The organism is Pseudomonas sp. TWR1-1-4 (assembly GCF_049897165.1).
Classification (GTDB): Bacteria; Pseudomonadota; Gammaproteobacteria; order Pseudomonadales; family Pseudomonadaceae; genus Aquipseudomonas; species Aquipseudomonas canadensis.
Genome location: NZ_JAFCVS010000002.1, coordinates 576,411 through 598,018, shown reverse-complemented (window position 1 = coordinate 598,018; position 21,608 = coordinate 576,411). Strand labels below are relative to the sequence as shown.

Genomic DNA, 21,608 nt, shown 5'->3' with positions numbered 1-21,608 from the left:
GACACTCCGCATTCGCGAGCAAGCCCGCTCCCACATTTTGCTTTGCGTACACTCAGGCTATTTTCGGGCCTGAACCGCCGGGTGGATGAGGCTGCGGTCTTTCCGGCGGGGCATCGCTGGGCAGATTCTTCGGTTTCTCGTTCGGGTCTTTGTAATCCTTGTGCAAGCCCCCATCCAGCCGATTGCTCGACGAGCCGCCTTTTTGCGGGGTCTCGTCGAAGTGTTCCCATTCCGACTGCTGGAAACGGAAGATACTGTCGTCGGTCGGCGCGTCACGGCCACCGTAATGGTGGATCTCGTAGTGGGCGTATTCGACCTTGTCAGCCCAGTTGTCCTGCAATAGACCGTCGCCGGCCAGGTCGCGGTACCAGTCGTTTTCCTTCTCGGTAGCCTTCTGCTTTTTGTTGTGGTCGACGAAGTAGCCAATGATCCCGCCGACCACCGCCAACACCACACCCACCAGGAACAACGGCCCGGTCAATGCCGCCGCCGTGCCCGCGCCAAACAGCGCCGCAGCCCCCAGCACGCCCGCCGAGGCACCGAATGCACCGCCGGCCACTTGCAGGCCACCGGCCGCCTGGGCCAGGGGATCCTTATCCTTCACGCCGCTCTTGATCGCCAGCGCGCCCAACACGATGTCGGCAAAGCCACCGGCAATGTCCGTGGCGGGGCCGAGTACCTTGATCACGGACCCGGCGATTTTCGCCGATTTGGACGCGCCCAGCTTGGCCGCGCCCGCAGCCGCGAGGCCGTCATCCAAGTGCGTGGCCAGGCCTTCGGTGGCCTCGGTGACGGCCTTGTCGCCGTCGCCGAACATCTTGGCGATGCCGTCGTATTGGCTGTCCGGCACAGCATCGAGGGCAGTGGCGATCTTGGATTTGACGTCGGAGGGCAATTCACTGACGCGAAACTCGAAGTTCGGCTCCTGCATGCCGGTCTTGCCCCAGATCTCAGGCAGCGTCTTGTCCAGCCCCAGAAAGTCCACCAGCCCACCTTTGCCCAAGGCTTCGCCGATCTTGTCGCCCAGGCGCACGAAGTGGCTGGAGCCGCCGGCAAAGCTCAGGAAGTCCTTGGCGATGGTCATGCGTTGCGCCGGGGTTTCACCGAGCTTGCCGCCTTTGCCCACCAGTTGGTAAATCCCGGAGAACAGGCTCACACCGGCACCCAGGGAACCGAGGATGCCCTTGCTGTTGAGGGTGTTGAACACCTCGCCGAGCATGCCGCGATCGGCCACCGGAATGTAGGGTTTGCTCAAGGCGGTTTTCAGATCGGCTTCGCTGATCGCACCGTTTTTCTGGTACACGGCACCCAGTTCTTCCAGGGCCTTGGTGACGGCGGCGGATTTTTCCTTGCCTTGCAGGCCCTCGTTGAGGAATTTTTCCAGGGTTTCCTGGGTGCGGCGCGGCAAGTCCAGCACGTTGCCCTTGAGCACGCCTTTGAGCAGGCCGAACAGGTCCTTGGTCGCCAGTTCCTTGTTCTCGTCGGAGATCTTGCTCGGGTCCGACAGGATCGCATTGAGGTCGGTGGTCAAACCATCGGCCTGGATGTTCTGCGCAGCTTTGCTCGCGGCTTCCGGGTCGAACAGCGACAACGACGTCAGGGTATCGCTGAGGTCTTTCTGCGCCTCGTAGGTCTTGCCCTGGCTCTGCAGGTCCTTGAGGTACAGCACGTAATCCGGGTTGGAAGTGAGGTCCAGCAGCTTCTGCTTGATCTCGTCCTTGTTCGGCAGCTTGTTGATCGCCTCGTCCATTTTCGACTTGTAGTCAGCCTGCACGGTCGGGTCGTTGAACAGCTCGCCGATCTGCTTTTGCACGGCCTTGCCGTCGATGATGTCGTGCATGTCGGCCGAGGTCAGCTCGGTCTGCTTGTCATCGAACTCGCGCCAGGTGGTGTTGAACGGGCGCTTGGCCTCTTCGTAGCCGGTGATGCCGTGGCCGTTCTGATAGGCCGCCTGGGCTTCGAGGGCCCGGACCAGCTTGGCACGCGGGTCGTCTTTGGGGATCGAGCCGTTTTTCACGCCTTCGCGGTAGGTGTCGATCAGTTGGGTGGTGGCCAACTCGCTGACGCTGAGGGTGGGCGACTTGTCGTCCTTCTCATCGGCATGCACGCCTGTGTCGAGGTTCAGCACATCCAGCTCATCGGCCTTGGGCAGGTTGTGCTTGGCGCGGGTGTCGTCCACCGAGCTGGCGCTCCAGGCTTCCCACTTGGCCGCCACGTCGTCGTAGAGCTGCGGGCTGAGTTCCTTGGAAACGATGACCTTGCCTTCGCTGGTTTCATAGCGGATCAGGCCGTCGCCCAGTTCATCCGGGGAGCCGAAGGTGATGTCGGTGTTCTTCAGGAAGTCATTCGGCCCGGCCAGCTTGTAGCCTTCGCCTTCGCTGGTGTGGATCTTGGCCCAGGTGTCATTGGCGGTGGCGACGCTTTTGAACAGCTCGGGGCTGACGTCGGCCGATACCACAACCTTGGTGCCGTCATGCAGTTCGTAGGTGAGGAGGTTGTCTTTCTGGTCGTTGTTCCAGTTGAAATTCTTGTAATCGTTGAGGCCCGGCACCGGCGTATTGGCGTCGGCCAGCACTGCACCGTTGTTCAGCTCGCCTTCCACCACGGCTTTCTTGCCAGGGTCGGTGTAGACCTCGTGCAGGCCGGCCAGGTAGTCGAACAGTTTGGGGTTGTCGTCGCGGGCTACCACCATTTTTTGGCCATTGCTTTCGAAGCGGATCAGCCCCGGACCGACTTCATCGACCGGGCCAACCGCCGTGCCGCCGTAGGGTGGCCACACTTCATTGTCGCTGGCGCGCTTGTAGCCGGCGTCTTCGCTGCTGGACAGGCCGGTGAAGCTGGCATAGGCGTCCTTGGCTTTCTGGAACGCCTCGGGGTTGTCGCGCTGGCTGATGACGACCTTGGTACCGTCCTGGGTCTCGTAGCGGATCACCCCCGGGCCGGTTTCATCGGGTGGGCCGAGGGATTTGTAGTCCGCGAGCTTCGCCGGGGCGCTGCCGTCGGCGCCGAGGCTCTGGTAGCCGGCATTCTGGCTGGCGACCACGCCGGAGAGGGATTTGAAGTCGGTACTGACCTGCTTGAACAACTCGGGGCTGTCTTGCTCGCTGACGATGACTTTCTTGCCGTCCTGGGTCTCATAACGAATCAGCCCCGGGCCGACTTCATCGGGTGGGCCGATGGCCTTGTAGTCGGCGAGGGCAGGAGGTGGTGTTGCATCCTTGGCGGCCAGTTCGTAGCCGTCCTTCTTACTGGCATCCAACCCGGACGGCGTCTTGTCGTGGGCCTCTACCTTCTTGTTATTGGCGCTGTTCTTGAGCAGCACATGGAACTGCGCGCCGGACTTCGGCGGCGTGCGGGGAAGGGCTTTGGGGTCGGACGAGCGATCGAGGGGCTGGGTCGTCATGCCATGGAACTCCTGCTGTAGCCGATTGTGGCGGTCGGCAAAAACAGTAACAGCAGGGGTTCGGCACTCGTTGCGAAAAGTTGTGAATTAGGCCTGACGGTTACGCAGGGCACGCTCCATGCGGTGCAGGCCTTCTTCCAGCATGGCCCGTGGGCAGCCGAAGTTCAGGCGCACGAATTGCTGGCTGTCGTCACCGAACTCGATACCGGCGCTCAAGCCGACCTTGGCTTGCTCCAGGAAGAACTGCTGCGGGTCATCCAGACCCAGGGCGCTGCAATCCAGCCAAGCCAGGTAGGTGCCTTGTGGCGCGTGCATCACCACACCAGGCAGGCGGGTTTGCACGGCGTCGAGCAGGTAGTCACGGTTGCTTTGCAGGTACTGCATCAGCGCGTCGAGCCAGTCACTGCACTGGCTGTAGGCCGCGCGGGTGGCTTCCAGGCCCAGGGGGCTGACGCTGTCGACCATGCCGCAACGGGCATTGTTGAAGCGCTCGCGGATCTCGGCGTTCTGGATCACCGCGAAGCAGGTCTTCAGGCCGGCGACGTTGTAGGCCTTGCTCGCCGACATCAGGGTAATGGTGCGCTGGGCGATCTCGGGGCTGAGGCTGGCGGTGGGAATGTGACGGCGGCCGTCGAAGCACAGTTCGGCATGGATCTCGTCGGAGATGATCAGCGCGCCGTGTTCCAGGCAGGCGTTGGCCACGGCCAGCAGTTCTTCGCGAGGGAAGACTTTGCCGATGGGGTTATGCGGGTTGCTCAGCAACAGCGCGCCGGCGCCGTTGAGCGCCTGGCGCATCGCGGGCATTGGCGTCAGGTATTCGCCGTTCAACAGCTCGAACGGTACTTCGATGCGCGGCAGGTTCCAGTGGCCCGGTGCCAGGCGGATCGGCCGGTAGTTGGGGGTTTGCAGCACCACAGGCTGGCCCGGCTGGACAAACGCGTGCAGCGCCATGTTGAAGCCGGGCTCGACGCCGGGCAGAAACAGCAGCTCATCCGGTTGCACACGCCAGGCGTACTTGGCCCACAGGTCGGCGATGATCGCCTCGCGCACATCCGGCCCGGCGACGCTGTAGCCCAGCACCTGCTGGTCGAGGCGCGCGTGCAGGGCTTGCAGGACGGCGGGCGGGGCGGCGATGTCCATGTCGGCGATCCACATCGGCAACACGTCTTGCGGGTAACGGTTCCACTTGGTGCTGCCGGTGCCGAGGCGGGGGTGGATCGTGTCGAAATCAAAGCTCATGGGGGGCTCGTATCAGGAAGTCAGGCGCAAGAATGGCGCTGATTCTAGCGCCATTATTTTTATAGGCCAGAGCTGATTGCCACCGCGAGTTGCCGGTGCGCTTGTTCCAGGGCGCGGTTGACCGCTTCTTCACCGCGCACCATGGCCGGCAGGTAGACGAAATCCACCGAGTGGATGCCCACCGTCGACAGGATAGCGGTCATGTACGGGGTCAGGAAGTCCGGCTCATGGCCCTTGCGGGCGTTTCCTGAACTGACCAGGACAAAGGTGCGCCGGTCCTGCAGCAAGCCGACTTTGGCGAACTGTTCATTCACCGTAAAACTGCGCTGGATGCGCACCACATGGTCGATCCAGGCCTTGAGTGCCGCCGGCACGGTGAAATTATGCACGGGGGTGCATAGGATCAGCAGGTCACAGGCTTCCAATTCGACGATCAACTGTTCCGAGAGTGCCGTGGCGCTGCTGGTGATTGCGCCGGGGGTGGTCAGCGCGTTGGCATATTCACGGGTCAAGGGCGGCAGTGCCTGGGCGCCGTAGTCACGCTCGGTCACCTCGGCGTCGGGGACCAGGTCGCGCAACAAGGCGCGGGCCAGTTTGAAGGTCTGCGCGGCTTTGCCGTGGGGGCTGAAACTGAGGAGCAGGGCGCGGGTCATTGGCTCAGGTCCTGGGAAAAGTGCATGCCCAGGGGCAACAGGCCCTGGCGGAAATAGAAGCGTTGGGCCAGGGCCATGTGCATGCCGGTGTCCAGTACCAGCCAGCGGTAGCCTCGGGCGCGGGTTTCTTCGCGTACGCGGTCCAGCAGTTGTTCGCCCAGGCGGCGTCGTTGTTGCGTGGCGTCTATCACCAGGTCATCCACGTAGATGAAGCGGCCATACAGGGTGTTTTCGGTCAAGCGATAGCCGGCCAGGCCTATTACCTTGCCGTGCTCTTTTGCTGCCAGCAGGTGATAGCCGTTTTGCCGTTGGCGGTGGATTTGTTCGGCGAATGCGGTGGCGTCGGTGAGGTGGGGGCGCAGTTGGTGCATGACTGGGAAGCTGGCGATGAGGTCGGCGTCGGATGCCAGGTGGACGAATTCGGTGTGGTCATTCATGGTGGGGGCTTTTGTGTGGTTAGGGATATGCCATTGTTGTGGGTATGGTTGGCTAGGGACAGGGGCATGATTGGACACGTGGGTTGGGGCATGATCAGGGAGTGTGTCGTGCGTGGGGGTTATTGTTGAGTACATATCCGTTGCTGCGGTCACGGTTGCTATTGGTTCCGCTCTTACAGCGGGTCACTTTTTGAAGAGCGCAAAAAGTAACCAAAAACGCTTCGCCCCAACACTCGGCACCTCGCCTAGGCTCGGTGTGCCGTAACGAAGGCTTGAATCCGTGGGCCGCCGCGATGGGCCATCCTTGGCCCAGCGCGGCTAACCCGGCGTCCTGCCGGGTTACCCACGGACTCAAGCCTGCGTTCGGCCAGCGTGTTTGACGGGGCGCCTAAGATCAAGATCAAAAGCGACTCGCTTCGCATCGTGGATACGCTGTTCACTGTAGGAGCCGGCTTGCCGGCGAAAAACGTGAGAACGCCGCGTTCATTCTGGTTTCCCGCGTCATCGTTAACGACCATCGCAGGCAAGCCAGCTCCTACAGAAACCGCGTTTGCCTTTGCTTCACACCACTCCCCGACTCCCCCGAATCTAATCATAAGCCTTCCTGGCAATCGGATTCGCCGTATTCGGCCAAACCCAAAGGCAATACGTCACCTCCGGCAACCCATCGCGGGTTTGCGCTGGCGGGTTGAGGCAGCAAAAGCGCTCCCACCTTGCGTGGGAGCGCTTGGCCGGTCAGTGCTTGACCGGCGTTGGCAAGGTCACCAGGTTGACGTAGCCATCCCAGAATTTCTTCTGGTCCACGCCGAACACCACCTTGGCTTTCTGCGTGCCCACAGGGGCGCCTTTCTGGTAGCCCAGTGCGCGGCCGTAGTCGGCGCCAAAGGTGGCATCCACATCCACCCACAGTTCCCGTGATTCGGTGACGATACCCGGATTGACCAGATACAGCGCCGGCAAGCTGTCCCAGGTAAAGCTGTGGTAGCTCGGGTCCTTGTCGAACAAGGGGCCGAACTCGTGCTTGTACAGATCGGCAATCGCGCCTTTCTGGGCAATCACGCGCTGGTACACCGTTTTGTCGAAGGTGACTTTCTCGCACACATCATTGGGGAAAATCACGTGTTCGATCGGCGAGCGCAATACGATCTTCGCGGCCTCCGGGTCGAACCACCAGTTGAATTCCGCCGCTGGCGTGGTGTTGCCCGGAATCTCCAGGGCACCGCCCATGTACACAATGCGCTTGATCAACGGCACGATATCCGGCGCCGAACGTATCGCCAGGGCGATGTTGGTCAGCGGCCCCACGGCCAGAATTGTTACCTGGTGCGGGTTGGCGCGCACGCTGTCGACGATGAACTGCGCGGCGGTTTCCTTGCGCAATTGGGTGTGTGTCGCCAGGCCATCGGGTGGTGCGATCAACTGCTTGGGCGAAGTAGGACGGGGGGTCTTGAATGCCCCCGGCCAGCCGGAGCCGAACAGCGCCTTTTCCGCCTCGTAGGTGGCGTAGTCATGCAGCAGCGGGTAGGCGGCGCCGGAGTAGACGCCGACCTCTTTCTCCACGCCCATGCGTTCCACGGCCTTTAGTGCATCGACCTGCTCCTGGTCGACCCAGGCGTTGCCGCTGACCAGGGTCATGCCCAGCAGTTCGATGCGTTTTTGCGCGTGGAGCTGGGCGAGCATGATGAAGGCCTGGCCGTCATCGTTGAGCACGTTGAAGTCGGTATCAAAGATGACTTTCTCCGCGGCCTGGGCGGTGCCGGCACACAGGGCGACGGCAACAAGCAGTGCGCAGCTTTTCAGGAAACCTTGCATGGTGATTCATCCGAAAATTATTGTTGTTAACGGTTCACCAGTTTCGCCGGCAAGGCGATGACCAGGAAGCTGCTGAGGATCAGGCAGCCGGCGAAAAACCACAAGGCACCCGCGCTGCTGCCTGTGACGTCGATCGCAACGCCCATCAACGAGTTGCTCACCAAGCCTGCGATATTCGCCACCGAACAGGCCAAAGCAAAGCCGGTGGCTGCCGCGGTGCCTTTGAGAAAGGTCGCCGGCAGGCTGAAGAACACCGGCACCGCGCCGATGATCGCCGCCGAAGCAATCGCAAACAGCGCTACCGTGGCCGCCACGTTATGGGTGAAGAACGTGCTCGTGGCCATGGCCGCCGCGCCGATGAAAAACGGCACGATGATGTGCCAGCGGCGTTCGCGGTGCTTGTCGGAGCTGGCGCCGATCAGCAGCATGCCGAGCAGGGCGGCGACGCTCGGTAGTGCAGTGAGCACGCCGATATGGAAGGTGTCGGTGACCCCGGCGTTGCGGATGAACGTCGGCATCCAGAAGCCCATGGCGTAGGCGCTGAGCAGGATCGAGAAGTCGATACCGCCAAGCATCCAGACCTTGAGGTTGAAGAAGCCGTCACGGAAACTGTGCTTGCTGGCGGTGCCGTCGGCGTCGTCCTTGCGCAACTCGGTTTCCAGCAGGGCCTTTTCCTCGTCCGACAGCCATTTGGCTTGCTGGTAGGTGTTGGGCAGGGCCCAGAAGGTCAGCACGCCCAGCAACACGCTGGGCACCGCTTCGATCAGGAACAGCCACTGCCAGCCACGCAGGCCACCCATATGATCGAAGTGGCCCATGATCCAGCCGGACAGCGGGCCGCCGATCACGCTGGAGAGCGGCAGGCCGATCATGAACAACGCAATGATGCGCCCGCGTCGGTGGGTGGGAAACCAGGTGGTCAGGTAGTACAGCACGCCCGGCAGAAAGCCCGCCTCGGCGGCGCCGAGCAGGAAACGCAGGATGTAGAACTGGGTCGTGGAGGTGACCAGCATGGTGCAGGCAGAGAGCAGGCCCCAAGTGATCATGATCCGCGCGATCCAGATCTTCGCGCCGACCCGCTCCAGAACCAGGTTGCTTGGCACCTCAAAGATGATATAGCCGACAAAGAACAGCCCGGCGCCGAGGCCGAACGCGGTTTCGCTGAACTGCAACTGGTCGAGCATCTGCAACTTGGCGAAGCCGATGTTGATGCGGTCCAGGTAGGCGGCCAGGTAGCAGAAGCACAGGAAGGGAATCAGCTTCCAGGTGATCTTGTGGTAAAGCGTGTTGACGGGGTCTGCGACCGTGGTCGCGGGCGCTGCATTCGCAATGGGCATCGGGTGTCTCCTGGCGGTGACTTATGGTTTTTATACAGCCGCTTTTGTTCCAGCACTTCGGAGTGCTGTAGAAGCGACTTCCAAAGGCAGTGTCAGAAGACTGAGTCGGTCCTGCTGGAGGTGATCAAGTGTGGGAGCGAGCAAGCCCGCTCCCACATTGGATTGCATTCCAAAGTGGACGCTCAGTTTTTTCAAGACCGTGCTCTTTGGCACGGTTCTCATGAATCCTTATTGCTCCCTGAACTTACGCATTGCCTCCTGCTTACTCACCACGTCGCCATACTTGCTGTCGATATCGAACAGGTTGGCCTCATGGGGCGCCGGGTGTCGATCGCCGACGCATTCGCGCACGACGATGGTGCGAAACCCGTGCTGCACCGCATCCACCGCCGTGGCGCGGATGCAACCGCTGGTGGAACAGCCGGCCAGCACGACGGTGTCGATGCCCTGGGCATGCAGCATCGGCGCCAGGCTGCTGCCGAAAAACGCACTGGCGTACTGTTTGGTAATGACGACTTCCTCGGCCAGCGGCAACACCTCGGCACAGAAGGCCGCGAGTGGGTTGCCTTCGACCATGTCTTTCATCACCGGGGCTTTTTTCACCCAGATCCCGCCATCGACGAAATGGCCGGGATGGTAGCGGATATTGGTGTGGACTACCGCAATCCCGTGTTGGCGTGCGGTGGCGAGCAGCTCGACGCTTTGCGCCACGGCCGTGACCACGCCGGGCGCGAACAGCGGCGCGCCTTCGGTGGTGTAGCCCTGCATGAAGTCGATCATCAGCAGTGCGGCCTTTTTGCCAAAGCCGATGCGGTTGCCCCACACGCCCTGGTAGTTGGCGTCGGCGGATTGTTCACTCATCTTTCAACCCCTCATTCATGTCTGTCGTGAGCGCTCTTTTTTGTGGTGAGCGGGCTTGCCCCGCGCTGGGCTGCGCAGCAGCCCCTAAAAAGCCGGGAGCGCTTCGCACTCCAGCGCGAGCAAGCTCGCTCACCACAGAAGCCCGCTCACCACAAAGGGACTTTCCGCGCCCGTTAATAAGCACCGGAAAGCAGGGCGCCGGCCCCTGGTACGATGGGCTCCAGGTCCAATGCCTTAAGCATCGCGTAAGTGGTAGCAATGGCGGCGGTCAGCACCGGTTTGCCGGTTTGTGCCTCGACCTTGGCCACTACCGGCAGGGACTGCATTTGCACGCAGGCCGACAGCACGATCACGTCGACGCCTTCCAGGTTCATGCCGGCGACGATGGCTGGCAGGTTGGCCGGGTCGTGGCGGGCTACTTCAAGGTTGTCGGGGATCTCCAGGGCACGCCAATCGACGACTTCAAAGCCTTCTTCACGGATGTAGTTCACCACCAGCTCAGTCAGCGGTTTCATGTACGGCGCGACGATGGCGATGCGCTTGGCGCCCATCACTTTGAGGCCTTCGATCAACGCGCCGGCGCTGGTGATCACGGGCGCGTTGGCGTCGTTGTCGGCAGTAGCTTTGCGCAAGCGCTGTTCGGAGTTGCGGTGGTAGCCCAAGCCCATGGCCATGATCGCCACCAGGCACGCATAACCCAGCACATCGACTTTGGCGTCGGACAGCTCGACGGCGCAACGGTCGGATTCGCCGTCCATGGCCGCCAGTTCTTCCTTGCGCACTTGCTTCATGCGCATGCGGCTGGAGTGAAAGGTGAAGCGCTCGGGGCGAATCGCTTGGCGCGCGGTGAGCATCGCCGGGATCTCGGTTTCCATGGTGGTGTTGGAGCTCGGCACGATCTGGCCGATGCGGTAAGGCTTCTGCATGGTGGTCTCCGTTCTTATTGTGTGAGGAAGTCGCCGAGGGCGATGAAGAAGCCGTCGAGGTCATCCCACGGGATCATGTGGCCGGCGTTCGGCACGCCGGCGACTTGGATGCTCGGCTGCAGCGCCTGAATCTCGGCAATGTCCTCATCGAGGATCACGCCGCCGCGCCCGGCCACCATCAACAGGGCCGGGGCCTTGAGGTGGGGCAGGTCCTGATGGAAATCCACTTCGTGGAAGTCATTGAAGGCACGCACGATGGCGGGCTCGTAGCAGGTGTGCAGCCATTCGGCGCGCAGTTGCAGTTGTTCCTGGGTCCAGGTGGCGCAGAAGGCGCGCATCGCCTCCGCGTCCATGCCGGCCAGGGATTGGCGGATCGAATCGACGTACCACGGCAGCTTGCTCGGGTATTCACGTCGGCCCGGGCCGGAGACCGGTGGGTCGATCAGCACCACGCGCTTCACGCCTTGAGGGTGTTTGACTGCACTGCGCACGGCAAAGCGTGCACCCATGGAGTGGCCCATCAGGTGGTAGCTGCCCAGGTTCAATGCGTTGGCAAAGGCAGCGATGTCCTCGGCGCAGGCGTCCGCGCTGTAATCCAGCTCGGGACCGGTCGAAGACAGGCCGCGACCGCGCACATCCAGCACATAGGTGTCGAACTGCGCGCCGAGGCGCTCGGCGACAAAGCCCCAGGTGATGGCCGGGCTGGTGATGCCGGGGATCAGGATCAGCGCCGGGCCTTTGCCGCCGTAACGCAGGTAGTGTTGGCGAATGCCGTTGGCCTGCACGTTGCCGCCATAGAGAAAAGTGCTCACGCGGCCACTCCTGATTTGAGTTCCTGGGCGTACAGGTCATAGCCGTAGACCCAGGCCGGATCTTCCTGGGTGCGCAGCCAGGTGTTGGCGTTGGACACGGCCTGCACGCGGGATGCGCGCTCCTTGCGGTTGGCTTCGTAGAGCTGGAACGCGGTGCGGTAGTCGCTGATGCCGGTTTCCTGCAGGCAACGGGTGAGCATGGCGGCGTCTTCGATGGCCATGCCGGCGCCCTGGGCCATGTGCGGTTTCATCGGGTGGCAGGCATCGCCGAGGAGTACCAGGCGGCCACGGCTCCACAACGGCAGCGGGTTGCGGTTGCGCAGCGGCCATTTGGTCACGCTTTCTGTGGACTCGATCAGGGCCTGGACGGTGGGATGGTAGCCCTTGAAGGCGTCGAACATCTCTTCGCGGCTGCTGTCGACGAACGCGCCCTGGAAGTCCCATTCGGCATGGGGCACACCGGTCACGTAGTAGTACTCGTCGCGCTTGCCGGTGGTGTAGTAGACCATCATGTGGCGGTCTTCGGTCCACCACTTGATGCAGTCTTCGAACTTCAGGTCGTACTTGGCGAGCTGGTCACCCCGGATCAGCGCACGGTGTGCGACCCAGCCGCTGTACAGCGGTTTTTCCACACCGAGCAGTTCTTCGCGGATCTTGGAGTTGATGCCGTCGGCACCGATCACGATGTCGGCGTAGGTCACTTGGCCGTCGGCGAAGGTCAGGCGCACCTGGGTGTCGGTTTCTTCAAGGGTTTCCAGGCGCTTGTTGAAGTGCAAGGTGCCGGGCTTGAGGGTGGACATCTGCAGCGCATGCAGGTCGCCACGGTGCACGGTGATGTAGGACGCGCCGTAGCCGGTGAGCGGGATGCGCGAGAGGTAGTCGCCAGTTTCGCCGCAACGGCTAAACCAATGCTCGGGGTGCGAGCCCATCAGGTCCAGCTGCTTTTCGATGCCCATGCGGCGGAAGATTTTCATGATGTTGGGGCCCATGTGGATCCCTGCGCCCAATCGGGAAAACTCCGGCGCCTGTTCGTAGACGTCCACGTCGAAGCCGGCTTGCTGCAACAGGGTGGCCGCGGCGGCACCGCCCAGGCCTGCGCCGACGATGGCGATTTTCTGAGTGCTTCCCATGGGGCGTGTTCCTCTCTCTTTTTGATTTTTGGCGGTGTCTGTCCGCAAGGTTTTTAAAGTGTATACGCTCATTTTTTAAAATGGGAAGCCTGTGTTTGCAAATTTATTTTTTGGCCGTATTTGTCCTGTGTAACGTGTTGTGATTAGTAAATGCTGGGCTTGTTTCGATAGGTAACGTTTTTGTGTGCCGCTTGCAGTCTGCCGCTAATTCGGGTCTTATCGTTATGAAATGGCGTATACGCTATAAAAATGCACTAGAGTGAAGCGCAGTGCCTGAACTTGGTGCAGGCCCACAGGAGACAGGAAAATGCCGGTAAGCGATTGCGAACTGACCCAGATGTTTGAACACGTGTTGACGCTGTCCAAGGTCGACCCGACCCAGAGCGTTGCCGTGCTCAAGAGCCATTACTCCGACCCGCGCACCGTGCGTGCGGCGATGGACGCTGCGCAGCGCCTGGGGGCCAAGGTGTATGCGGTGGAGTTGCCGTCGTTCAATCATCCCAGGGCGATGGGCAACGACATGACCGCCTACTGCGGCGACACCGCGCTTACCGGCAATATCGCCGCCCAGCGTGCCCTGGAGGCCGCCGACCTGATCGTCGACACCATGATGCTGCTGCACTCGCCGGAGCAGGAGCAGATCCTCAAGACCGGCACGCGCATTCTGCTGGCGGTGGAGCCGCCGGAAGTGCTGGCGCGCATGCTGCCGACCGAAGAAGACAAAGTGCGCGTGCTGGCGGCCGAGCAGTTGCTGAAAAAGGCCCGTTCGATCCACGTGAAATCCCGCGCCGGCAGTGACTTCCGCGCCGCCTTGGGGCAGTACCCGTCGGTGACCGAATACGGTTTTGCCGATGAGCCGGGGCGCTGGGATCATTGGCCGAGTGGTTTCCTGTTCTCCTGGCCCAACGAAGAAACCGCCGAAGGCGTGCTGGTGCTGGACATCGGCGACATCCTGCTGCCGTTCAAGACCTACACCCGCGAGAAGATCACCCTGGAGATCGAGAAGGGCTTCATCACCAAGATCCACGGGGGATTCGAGGCCGAGTACCTGCGTGACTACATGAAGTACTTCAACGACCCTGAGGTGTACGGCATCTCCCATATCGGCTGGGGCCTGCAGCCACGGGCGCAGTGGACGGCGATGGGCTTGCATGACAAGAACGACGGCATGTGCATGGACGCACGGGCGTTCTATGGCAATTTCCTGTTCTCCACCGGGCCGAATACCGAAGTGGGCGGGACGCGCAAGACGCCGTGCCATATGGATATTCCGCTGCGTAATTGCGACGTGTACCTGGATGATGATGCGGTGGTCATCGCCGGTGATGTGGTTGCGCCGCCAGCCTCCCTGGCCCGCTGACATCCCCCTGTAGGAGCCGGCTTGCCGGCGATGGCGTCCCTGAGCCTAGCGCAAGATTCAAGAGCCTCATCGCCGGCAAGCCGGCTCCTACATGGGTAGGTGTTTGCGGCACATCCCGTTATCATGCCTCCCCATTGTCAGTCACCCACCGAGCCCCGCCGTGCCAGATTCCTACGTCTTTTCTGAACAAGTCGGCCACCTGTTGCGCAAGGCCTACCAGCGCCACTTGGCGATCTTTCAGCAGAATGTCGGCGACTCCCAGCTCACCGCCGTGCAGTTCGTCACCCTGTGCGCGTTGCGCGATCACGGTGCAAGCTCGCTGACCGAACTGGTCAAGGCGACGGCCGTGGACCAGGCGACCATTCGCGGCATCGTCGAGCGACTCAAGGCCAAGGAACTGATCAGCCTGGAACCGGACCCGCAGGACAAGCGCAAAGTGGTGGTCGACCTGTCCCCGGCAGGCGCCGAACTGGTCGCCCAGACTGCGCCGCGCGCCGCGCAGATCAGCGAATTGACCCTGAGCAATCTCAACCCGGCCGAACGGGTTGCGGTGCTGTTCCTGTTGCGCAAAATGATCGACGACCCGCAGGAATAATTGTTGCAGGAGACTTGTTGTAGTGAGCGGGCTTGCCCCGCGCTGGGTGGCGCAGCCGCCCCAATAATGCCACCGCGTCCTTCCAGATGATTTGCGGTGCCTGGTTTCAGGGACGCTTCGCGCCCCAGCGCGGGGCAAGCCCGCTCACCACAACAAGCCCAATCACCACAACAAGCCCGCCCATCCCCCCCCTTTGGCATCGATCTTGCTCTGAGTTCATGTAGTAGCCACTTCATCCATCAAGTGTGTCGTGAGACCCCAGGTCCACGACGCTTTTTTTTGACTATTTGATGTAGTGCCTACTTCACCAACTGTTACGGGCGAAGCGAATGATCAGCCAGCACATCACGGTAACGCTTGAGGTCAATGGGCAAAAAAGCGACGTCAGCGCCATGGCGGACACGCCGCTGTTGCTGGTGCTGCGCAATGACCTGGAACTCAATGGCCCCAAATACGGCTGCGGCCTGGGGGAGTGCGGTGCGTGCACCGTGATCATCGATGGGGTGGCGGCCCGTTCCTGTGTGTTTCCGTTGTCGGGTGCCGCAGGCCGCGAGATTGTCACCCTGGAAGGCCTGGGCACGCGCCAGGCGCCGCACCCGGTGCAACAAGCCTTTATCGACGAGCAGGCCGCGCAATGTGGCTACTGCCTCAACGGCATGATCATGACCACCAAGGCCTTGCTCGACCGTAACCCCAACCCCAGCGAAGCCGAGGTGCGCAACGAGCTGTCGGGCAACCTCTGCCGTTGCGGCACCCATATCGAAATCCTGCGCGCCGTGCTACGTGCGGCCCGCCTGATGACCGTGGATTGATGACCATGACCGACACCCCCCTTTCCCGTGACCAGTGGCTGGCCAAGGCTGGCGTTTTGTTGATCGTCGATGATGTGTTGCCGCCTTCGGGGCCGGTGGCCAAGGGCGGCTCGCCCACTGTGAAACCCAAGGAGCTTGGGCTGTTTATTGCGGTAAACGATGATGGTCTGGTGTACGCGTTCAATGGCCATGTGGACCTGGGCACTGGCATTCGCACGTCGCTGGCGCAGATCGTCGCCGAAGAGCTCGACCTGGCGATGGAGCAGGTGAAGATGGTGCTCGGCGACACCGAGCGTGTGCCCAACCAAGGGGCGACCATCGCCAGCGCAACTTTGCAAATATCCGCAGTGCCCCTGCGTAATGCCGCAGCCGAAGCGCGGCGGTTCCTGTTGGCGCGGGCGGCGGGGCGCCTGGGTGTGAGCACGGCCAGTCTGAAGGTCGACGCCGGCGTCATTCACGCGGCAGATGGGCGCTCCACCACATATGCCGAACTGGTCAGCGGCCAGCATGACCAACTGCGTATCAGCGGTGATGCACCACTGAAGGCCATCGAGGACTATCGCCTGGTGGGCAAGGGCGCCGCTCGGGTGGACATCCCCGGCAAAGCCACTGGCGAGCTGACGTATGTGCATGACATGCGTGTGCCGGGCATGCTGCATGGCCGGGTGATTCGCCCGCCGTATGCAGGGCTTGATTGCGGCGACTTTGTCGGCAACAGCTTGTTGAGTGTGGATGAAGCGTCTATCGCGCATATCCCCGGTATTGTTGCGGTGGTGGTGATCCGGGATTTTGTCGGCGTGGTGGCGCTGCGTGAAGAGCAGGCCGTCAAGGCTGCCAGCGAGTTGCAGGTGCACTGGAAACCCTGGCACCACGCGTTACCGGACATGAGCGATGTCGAACAGGCGATCCGCGACAATCCCCGCGTACGCCGCACCGTGCTTGACCAGGGCAATGTCGACGAAGCCCTGGCAGGCGCCAGCCAACGCATGCCGCGCAGTTATCTCTGGCCGTACCAGATGCACGGTTCGATCGGTCCCTCCTGCGGCGTGGCGGATTATTCGCCAGCCGGCAGCCGGGTGTGGTCAGGCAGCCAGAATCCGCACCTGCTGAGGGCCGACCTGGCATGGCTGCTGGAGTGCGATGAAGCGCTGATCGATGTGATACGCATGGAGGCCGCCGGTTGTTATGGGCGCAATTGCGCGGATGACGTCTGCGCCGATGCCTTGCTGTTGTCCCGTGCGGTGGGCAAGCCGGTGCGCGTGCAATTGACCCGCGAGCAGGAACACCTGTGGGAGCCAAAGGGCACGGCGCAACTGATGGATGTCGACGGCGGCCTCAACGCCGATGGCAGCATCGCCGCCTACGACTTTGAAACCAGCTACCCCTCCAATGGCGCGCCGACCCTGGCGCTGTTGCTGACCGGCCGCGTCGAGCCGGTGGCGGCGATGTTCGAGATGGGCGACCGCACCTCGATCCCGCCCTATGACATCGACAACCTTCGCGTGACCATCAACGACATGGCGCCCATCGTGCGCGCCTCGTGGATGCGCGGCGTGTCGGCCTTGCCTAACACCTTTGCCCACGAGTCCTACATCGACGAACTGGCTTTCGCCGCCGGCGTCGACCCGGTGGAATACCGGCTGCGTTACCTCAAGGACGAGCGCGCCATTGACCTGGTGAAATCCACCGCCGAGCGCGCCAACTGGGTGCCGCGCACGGCGCCGATGCAAACCGCGAACGAGGATCACCTGTTGCGTGGCCGTGGCTTCGCCTATGCGCGCTATATCCATAGCAAATTCCCTGGTTTCGGTGCGGCCTGGGCGGCGTGGGTAGCGGATGTGGCCATCGACAAACAGACCGGCGATGTGTCGGTGACCCGCGTGGTGATCGGGCATGACTCGGGGATGATGATCAACCCGGCCGGGGTGCAGCACCAGATTCACGGCAATGTGATCCAGTCCACCAGCCGTGTGTTGAAGGAGCGGGTGACCTTTGAAGAGTCGACGGTGGCGAGCAAGGAGTGGGGCGGTTATCCGATCCTGACCTTCCCCGAAGTGCCAAAGATCGACGTGATGATGATGCCGCGCCAGGACCAGCCACCCATGGGTGCCGGTGAGTCGGCGTCGGTACCCAGTGCGGCGGCGATTGCCAATGCGATCTATGACGCCACCGGCATCCGCTTTCGCGAACTGCCGATCACCCCGGAGCGGGTGCTGGCGGCATTGAACGCGGGCAGCTTGGGCGAGCCTGCCAAGTCGCCGGAGAAACGCCGCAAGTGGTGGTTTGGTGCACTGTTCGGCACGTTGGGTGCGTTGCTGGCGACGGCCTGGCCGTTCCACAGTGAAATCGCGCCAATTGCACCCCCCAGCGTCGGCACCTGGTCCAAGGCCACCTTGGAGCGCGGGCGGTTGTTGGCGGCGGTGGGCGACTGCGCGGTGTGCCACACGGCCCCCGGTGGCGCGACCAATGCCGGTGGGCTGGCGATGCAGACGCCGTTCGGCACGCTGTACAGCAGCAATATCACGCCGGATGTGCAGACGGGCATCGGCGCCTGGTCCTACCCGGCGTTCGAGCGGGCGATGCGGGACGGCATTGGTCGTGACGGGCGCAATCTGTATCCGGCGTTTCCCTATACGGCGTTTCGCAATATCAACGACGCGGACATGCAGGCCCTGTATGCCTATTTGATGTCCCAGGCCCCGGTGAGCCAGGCGCCGACGCCGAATGCGATGCGCTTTCCGTTCAATCTTCGGCCGTTGATGGCGGGCTGGAATGCCCTGAATTTGCGGCGTGGTGAAATCACGCCGCAGCCTGAACGCGGTGAGCAATGGAATCGCGGTAATTATCTGGTCAACGGCCTGGGCCACTGCGCCGCGTGCCATTCGCCGCGCAACCTGATGGGGGCGGAGAAGGGCGGTAAGGCGTTCCTGGCGGGCGGCAGGGTCGATGGCTGGGAGGCGCCGGCGTTGACGGGGCTGTCGAAGGCGCCGACGCCGTGGACCGAAGACCAATTGTTTACTTACCTGAGCACCGGCTATTCCGATGCCCACGGCGTGGCCGCAGGCCCGATGGGGCCGGTGGTGAGTGAGTTGGCGAAATTGCCCAAGGCGGACATTCGTGCGATGGCGGTGTACCTGGCGTCACTTAACAGCGAAGCGGCGGCCGAGGCCCAGGTGGCCGCTGCCGCTACCGTTCCAAATCCCAATGGCCGGCGGGTGTTCGAGGGATCATGCAAGGCCTGCCATGCCGACGGCCTGGGGCCGAAATTGTTTGGGGTAAGCCCGTCGTTGGCAACCAATACCAATGTGCACAGTGATCAGCCGGATAATTTGATCAAAGTGATTTTGCAAGGTATCAGCACGCCGGCGACCAAGGATCTGGGGTATATGCCGGGGTTCAAGGACAGTTTGTCGAATAGCCAGGTGGCGGATTTGGCGGCGTACCTGCGCGGGCAATTCGCGCCAAATGCGCCGCAGTGGAAGGGTCTGGAACAGAAGGTGGCCCACCTGCGCGCGAACCCCGGTACGCATTAACCTTGTAGGAGCCCGGCTTGCCGGCGATGGGGTCCTTTGATCGGGCGTTAAGTTTGACGGCCCCATCGCCGGCAAGCCGGGCTCCTACAGGGGGGCTGCATTGCTGTCGGAGGGTGGGGTGACCCCACGCACCACCAAATCACTGATAAACCCCAGCCAATCCTGCTGCTGCCCCTTGTCCGACAGGTCTTCCCCAAGAAACGAACTCAGCGTGTGCCGGTTGGAGTTATAGAAGTAGCACAGCGAAGCAATCATCAAGTACACGTGCTTGAGGTCCACATCCTGGCGAAACATGCCCTGGGCCTGGCCGGCTTCGATGATCGGCTTAAGCACGCCCACGGCTTCCCCCGACAACCTGCGCATCTCGCCAGACTGCTGGGCATGTTTGCCCTGATGCAGGTTCTCGATGCTCAGGATCGCTACGAATTCCGGGTGCTTGACGTAGTAGTTCCAGATAAACGCCACCAAGTCACGCAGGGCCTGCTCCGGTGCGTCGAGGTTCAGCTTGAGCTTGCTTTCGGCTTTGTTGAATTGCTCGTAGGTGTGCTCCAGCACGCAGACGAACAGGTGTTCCTTGCTGCCGAAATAGTAATAAAGCATGCGGTCGTTGGAGTCGGCTTCCTTCGAGATGGTGTCGACGCGCCCGCCGGAATAACCGTCGCGGGTGAACACCTTGACCGCCGCCTGGAGGATGCGCGCGCGGGTCTGGTCGGCCTGTTGGGCGCGGATGCCGGTCTTCTTGATCGCCATGTCAAAGGGGCCTTGCAAGACAGTCTGGGCGCGAAATATAGCATGGGCTTTTTCGCGTCCGTTCTATGACCGACAAGTTCTGTAATAAAAACGCCATTGCGCTGGGGATTAAATTCGCGAAGGGCTATTTTGGTGCGTCTCAATAACTAGAGTAGCCATGGATGAAATACCAACCCTTCAGCCGTACCCTGATTGCCACCGCCCTGGTGTTGACGGTCAGTGGTGTACACGCCGCTTCCCAGGCCCCGGTGGCCGGTGAAAATGGCATGGTGGTGACGGCTCAGCATTTGGCAACTCATGTCGGCGTGGATGTGCTCAAGGCCGGCGGCAATGCGGTCGATGCGGCGGTGGCCGTGGGCTACGCACTGGCCGTGGTGTACCCGGCGGCGGGTAACCTGGGCGGCGGTGGCTTTATGACCGTGCAACTGGCGGACGGGCGCAAGACCTTCCTCGACTTCCGCGAGAAAGCCCCGCTGGCGGCCACCGCCAACATGTACCTGGACAAAGACGGCAATGTCATTGAGGGCCTCAGCGCCAAGGGCCACCTGGCCGTTGGTGTGCCCGGCACCGTCTCGGGCATGGAACTGGCCCTGAGCAAATACGGCACCCTCAAGCGCGCCCAAGTCATCGCCCCGGCGATCAAACTGGCGGAGAACGGCTTCGAGCTGGAGCAGGGCGATATCGACCTGTTGCACACCGCCACCGGCGAGTTCGAAAAAGACAAGGACATGCGCGGGATCTTCTTGCACAACGGCCAGCCGATGCAGGTCGGCCAGAAGCTGGTGCAGAAAGACCTGGCCAAGACCCTCAAGGAAATCTCGGCCAAGGGCAGCGACGGTTTCTATAAAGGCTGGGTGGCCAAGGCCCTGGTGGACTCCAGCCAGGCCGGCAAGGGCATCATCACCCAGGCTGACCTCGACAAGTACAAGACCCGCGAACTGGCGCCCATCGAGTGCGACTACCGTGGCTACCACGTGGTCTCGGCACCGCCTCCAAGCTCCGGCGGCGTAGTGATCTGCCAGATCATGAACATCCTCGAAGGTTACCCGATGGCCGACCTCGGCTATCACTCGGCCCAGGGCCTGCACTACCAGATTGAAGCCATGCGCCACGCCTACGTGGACCGCAACAGCTACCTCGGCGACCCGGACTTCGTGAAGAACCCGATCGAGCACCTGCTGGACAAAAACTACGCGGCGAAACTGCGCGACGCCATCGAACCGCAAAAAGCCGGTGACTCCCAGGCGATCAAGCCGGGCGTGTCGCCCCATGAAGGCAATAACACCACCCACTATTCCATCGTCGACAAGTGGGGCAACGCGGTCTCGGTCACCTACACCCTCAACGACTGGTTCGGTGCGGGCGTAATGGCGAGCAAGACCGGGGTGATCCTCAACGATGAAATGGACGACTTCACCGTCAAGGTCGGCGTGCCGAACATGTACGGTCTGGTCCAGGGTGAAGCCAACGCCATCGCTCCAGGCAAGGCGCCGCTGTCGTCGATGAGCCCGACCATCGTGACCAAGGATGGCAAGGCCGTGATGGTGGTCGGTACGCCGGGTGGCAGTCGCATCATTACCGCGACCTTGCTGACCATCCTGAATGTCATCGACTACAAGATGAACATTCAGGAAGCCGTGGATGCGCCGCGTTTCCACCAGCAATGGATGCCGGAAACCACTAACCTCGAAACCTTTGCGGTGAGCCCGGACACCCAGAAGATCCTTGAAAGCTGGGGCCACAAGTTTGCCGGGCCTCAGGATGCCAACCACCTGGCGGCGATCCTGGTCGGTGCGCCGTCCCTGGGTGGCAAGCCTGTGGGTAACAACCGCTTCTATGGCGCGAATGACCCGCGTCGCAACACGGGTCTGTCCCTGGGCTACTGAGCACCGCTGTAGTGAGCGGGCTTGTCCCGCGTTGGGTTGCGTAGCGGCCCCAATAAAAACAC

General features: G+C 62.0%; 16 protein-coding genes. 5 read left to right on the top strand and 11 right to left on the bottom strand.

Features of this window, described 5'->3' with window-relative positions:
* Window positions 1-52 precede the first annotated feature (52 nt).
* The 10 genes from ACP7C6_RS07520 to ACP7C6_RS07475 all read right to left on the bottom strand — a co-directional run bounded on the left by ACP7C6_RS07520 (window position 53) and on the right by ACP7C6_RS07475 (window position 12,610).
* Entirely contained in the window at window positions 53-3,403 is a 3,351-nt protein-coding gene (locus ACP7C6_RS07520) for a hypothetical protein (RefSeq protein WP_426108554.1), read from the bottom strand.
* Window positions 3,404-3,490: 87 nt separating this feature from the next.
* Complete coding sequence (locus tag ACP7C6_RS07515; RefSeq protein ID WP_236321547.1) at window positions 3,491-4,642, bottom strand: MalY/PatB family protein; 1,152 nt, start codon at window positions 4,640-4,642, stop codon at window positions 3,491-3,493.
* Between the two features lie 59 nt (window positions 4,643-4,701).
* Window positions 4,702-5,295 carry an FMN-dependent NADH-azoreductase gene (locus ACP7C6_RS07510; protein WP_426108553.1) on the bottom strand — a complete coding sequence of 198 codons (594 nt, stop codon included), beginning with the start codon at window positions 5,293-5,295 and terminating at the stop codon, window positions 4,702-4,704.
* Window positions 5,292-5,732, bottom strand: a complete 441-nt coding sequence (locus tag ACP7C6_RS07505; RefSeq protein ID WP_028616024.1) for a GNAT family N-acetyltransferase — start codon at window positions 5,730-5,732, stop codon at window positions 5,292-5,294. Before ACP7C6_RS07505 ends, ACP7C6_RS07510 begins: the two co-directional genes overlap by 4 nt.
* 735 nt (window positions 5,733-6,467) lie before the next feature.
* The gene (locus ACP7C6_RS07500; protein WP_426108552.1) at window positions 6,468-7,544 is read right to left on the bottom strand and encodes a nucleoside hydrolase; all 1,077 of its coding nucleotides are present in this window, start codon (window positions 7,542-7,544) and stop codon (window positions 6,468-6,470) included.
* 26 nt (window positions 7,545-7,570) lie between these two features.
* Window positions 7,571-8,881, bottom strand: a complete 1,311-nt coding sequence (locus tag ACP7C6_RS07495) for an MFS transporter (protein ID WP_311892167.1) — start codon at window positions 8,879-8,881, stop codon at window positions 7,571-7,573.
* A 228-nt stretch (window positions 8,882-9,109) separates the two neighbouring features.
* Window positions 9,110-9,742 carry an N-carbamoylsarcosine amidohydrolase gene (locus tag ACP7C6_RS07490; RefSeq protein ID WP_028616027.1) on the bottom strand — a complete coding sequence of 211 codons (633 nt, stop codon included), beginning with the start codon at window positions 9,740-9,742 and terminating at the stop codon, window positions 9,110-9,112.
* A 173-nt stretch (window positions 9,743-9,915) separates the two neighbouring features.
* Window positions 9,916-10,668: a maleate cis-trans isomerase family protein gene (locus ACP7C6_RS07485; RefSeq protein WP_010210656.1), complete on the bottom strand. Its 753-nt coding sequence runs from the start codon at window positions 10,666-10,668 to the stop codon at window positions 9,916-9,918.
* Window positions 10,669-10,682: 14 nt separating this feature from the next.
* Entirely contained in the window at window positions 10,683-11,480 is a 798-nt protein-coding gene (locus ACP7C6_RS07480) for an alpha/beta fold hydrolase (RefSeq protein WP_426108551.1), read from the bottom strand.
* Window positions 11,477-12,610, bottom strand: a complete 1,134-nt coding sequence (locus ACP7C6_RS07475) for an FAD-dependent monooxygenase (RefSeq protein ID WP_068933471.1) — start codon at window positions 12,608-12,610, stop codon at window positions 11,477-11,479. Before ACP7C6_RS07475 ends, ACP7C6_RS07480 begins: the two co-directional genes overlap by 4 nt.
* Before the next feature lie 307 nt (window positions 12,611-12,917).
* Here ACP7C6_RS07475 and ACP7C6_RS07470 point away from each other — a divergent pair, with 307 nt between their 5' ends.
* The 4 genes from ACP7C6_RS07470 (at window position 12,918) to ACP7C6_RS07455 (ending at window position 18,910) form a co-directional block, all read left to right on the top strand.
* Window positions 12,918-13,970 (top strand): 2,5-dihydroxypyridine 5,6-dioxygenase, encoded by a 1,053-nt coding sequence (locus ACP7C6_RS07470; protein ID WP_236321243.1) that lies wholly within the window; start codon window positions 12,918-12,920, stop codon window positions 13,968-13,970.
* A gap of 160 nt (window positions 13,971-14,130) precedes the next feature.
* Window positions 14,131-14,565 (top strand): MarR family winged helix-turn-helix transcriptional regulator, encoded by a 435-nt coding sequence (locus tag ACP7C6_RS07465; RefSeq protein WP_016977981.1) that lies wholly within the window; start codon window positions 14,131-14,133, stop codon window positions 14,563-14,565.
* Between the two features lie 329 nt (window positions 14,566-14,894).
* Window positions 14,895-15,377: a (2Fe-2S)-binding protein gene (locus ACP7C6_RS07460; RefSeq protein WP_028616030.1), complete on the top strand. Its 483-nt coding sequence runs from the start codon at window positions 14,895-14,897 to the stop codon at window positions 15,375-15,377.
* Window positions 15,378-15,382: 5 nt separating this feature from the next.
* Window positions 15,383-18,910 (top strand): molybdopterin cofactor-binding domain-containing protein, encoded by a 3,528-nt coding sequence (locus ACP7C6_RS07455; protein ID WP_426108550.1) that lies wholly within the window; start codon window positions 15,383-15,385, stop codon window positions 18,908-18,910.
* Between the two features lie 84 nt (window positions 18,911-18,994).
* Here ACP7C6_RS07455 and ACP7C6_RS07450 read toward each other — a convergent pair whose 3' ends face one another.
* Window positions 18,995-19,660 (bottom strand): TetR family transcriptional regulator, encoded by a 666-nt coding sequence (locus ACP7C6_RS07450; RefSeq protein WP_426108549.1) that lies wholly within the window; start codon window positions 19,658-19,660, stop codon window positions 18,995-18,997.
* Window positions 19,661-19,821: 161 nt separating this feature from the next.
* Between ACP7C6_RS07450 and ggt the strand changes: the two genes are divergently transcribed.
* A complete protein-coding gene (gene ggt / locus ACP7C6_RS07445; protein ID WP_095016062.1) occupies window positions 19,822-21,546 on the top strand; it encodes a gamma-glutamyltransferase in 1,725 nt (574 codons plus the stop codon).
* Window positions 21,547-21,608: the final 62 nt, after the last annotated feature.

Bases quoted from the DNA above. Each gene is read 5' to 3' on its own strand.
- ACP7C6_RS07520 (WP_426108554.1), bottom strand. From the start codon at position 3,403: ATGACGACCCAGCCCCTCGATCGCTCGTCCGACCCCAAAGCCCTTCCC.
- ACP7C6_RS07515 (WP_236321547.1), bottom strand. From the start codon at position 4,642: ATGAGCTTTGATTTCGACACGATCCACCCCCGCCTCGGCACCGGCAGC.
- ACP7C6_RS07510 (WP_426108553.1), bottom strand. From the start codon at position 5,295: ATGACCCGCGCCCTGCTCCTCAGTTTCAGCCCCCACGGCAAAGCCGCG.
- ACP7C6_RS07505 (WP_028616024.1), bottom strand. From the start codon at position 5,732: ATGAATGACCACACCGAATTCGTCCACCTGGCATCCGACGCCGACCTC.
- ACP7C6_RS07500 (WP_426108552.1), bottom strand. From the start codon at position 7,544: ATGCAAGGTTTCCTGAAAAGCTGCGCACTGCTTGTTGCCGTCGCCCTG.
- ACP7C6_RS07495 (WP_311892167.1), bottom strand. From the start codon at position 8,881: ATGCCCATTGCGAATGCAGCGCCCGCGACCACGGTCGCAGACCCCGTC.
- ACP7C6_RS07490 (WP_028616027.1), bottom strand. From the start codon at position 9,742: ATGAGTGAACAATCCGCCGACGCCAACTACCAGGGCGTGTGGGGCAAC.
- ACP7C6_RS07485 (WP_010210656.1), bottom strand. From the start codon at position 10,668: ATGCAGAAGCCTTACCGCATCGGCCAGATCGTGCCGAGCTCCAACACC.
- ACP7C6_RS07475 (WP_068933471.1), bottom strand. From the start codon at position 12,610: ATGGGAAGCACTCAGAAAATCGCCATCGTCGGCGCAGGCCTGGGCGGT.
- ACP7C6_RS07470 (WP_236321243.1), top strand. From the start codon at position 12,918: ATGCCGGTAAGCGATTGCGAACTGACCCAGATGTTTGAACACGTGTTG.
- ACP7C6_RS07460 (WP_028616030.1), top strand. From the start codon at position 14,895: ATGATCAGCCAGCACATCACGGTAACGCTTGAGGTCAATGGGCAAAAA.
- ACP7C6_RS07455 (WP_426108550.1), top strand. From the start codon at position 15,383: ATGACCGACACCCCCCTTTCCCGTGACCAGTGGCTGGCCAAGGCTGGC.
- ACP7C6_RS07450 (WP_426108549.1), bottom strand. From the start codon at position 19,660: ATGGCGATCAAGAAGACCGGCATCCGCGCCCAACAGGCCGACCAGACC.
- ggt (WP_095016062.1), top strand. From the start codon at position 19,822: ATGAAATACCAACCCTTCAGCCGTACCCTGATTGCCACCGCCCTGGTG.